General features: G+C 45.2%; 2 rRNA genes. Both read right to left on the bottom strand.

The annotated features are described in order from the left end of the window. Nucleotides 1-513, bottom strand: a 23S ribosomal RNA gene (locus INR60_RS17140); the annotation flags it as partial. A gap of 258 nt (nucleotides 514-771) precedes the next feature. Next, a 16S ribosomal RNA gene (locus INR60_RS17135) occupies nucleotides 772-1,285 on the bottom strand; the annotation flags it as partial.

Genomic DNA, 1,285 nt, shown 5'->3' with positions numbered 1-1,285 from the left:
TTCACCTTTCCCTCACGGTACTGCTTCACTATCGGTCATCAGGTAGTATTTAGGCTTGGGAGGTGGTCCTCCCTGCTTCCCACAAGGTTTCACGTGTCTCGTGGTACTCTGGATCAGAACTTTAGATTTTCTCGTTTCGCCTACGTGGCTATTACACTCTACGGCATAACTTTCCAGTTATCTTCGGCTACAATATTACTAAGTTAATGTTCTGTCCGCAACCCCGGAGATAAATCTCCGGTTTGGCCTCTTTCCTTTTCGCTCGCCGCTACTAAGAAAATCGATTTTTCTTTCTCTTCCTCTAGGTACTTAGATGTTTCAGTTCCCTAGGTTACCTTCCTATAGCTATGTATTCACTATAGGATACATGGGGTTCACCCATGTGAGTTCCCTCATTCGGAAATCTTCGAATCTCTGGCTATGTGCGCCTACTCGAAGCTTATCGCAGCTTATCACGTCCTTCATCGGCTCCTGATGCCAAGGCATTCACCATACGCCCTTTGTAGCTTGACCTATTTAGTCATTTTTAAGATTTTGCAATCTTAGATATATTGTTACAAAGAATAGTATATTTAAATACATTTTTCTTGGCTTGTTGTATCAACTAATTAATTTCATGTGCAATTTTCAAAGAACAATTCTCTCTGAGAAACAATGGTTTCTCAAAATTGAACAGTATAATACAAACCCAATCTCTTTCGAATAAGAAATCGAGATTTTGATTTTTTGGCTGTACTGATTAATCATCTTGTTAATCAGATTTCTCCATAGAAAGGAGGTGATCCAGCCGCAGGTTCTCCTACGGCTACCTTGTTACGACTTCACCCCAATCGCTGACCCTACCTTAGGTCGCTGCCTCGCTTACGCGTTAGCTCACGAACTTTGGGTATTGCCAACTCTCATGGTGTGACGGGCGGTGTGTACAAGGCCCGGGAACGTATTCACCGCGACATGCTGATTCGCGATTACTAGTAACTCCAGCTTCATGTAGGCGAGTTTCAGCCTACAATCCGAACTGAGACCGGTTTTGAAGTTTAGCTCCACCTCGCGGTATTGCGTCTCTCTGTACCGGCCATTGTAGCACGTGTGTAGCCCTAGACATAAGGGGCATGATGATTTGACGTCATCCCCACCTTCCTCCCGGTTAACCCGGGCAGTCTCGCTAGAGTGCTCAACTTAATGGTAGCAACTAACAATAGGGGTTGCGCTCGTTGCGGGACTTAACCCAACATCTCACGACACGAGCTGACGACAACCATGCACCACCTGTCATTCTGTCCCCGAA

The organism is Clostridium chrysemydis (genome assembly GCF_015234215.1).
Lineage (GTDB): Bacteria > Bacillota > Clostridia > Clostridiales > Clostridiaceae > Clostridium > Clostridium chrysemydis.
This window is presented reverse-complemented; position numbering and strand designations above follow the sequence as displayed.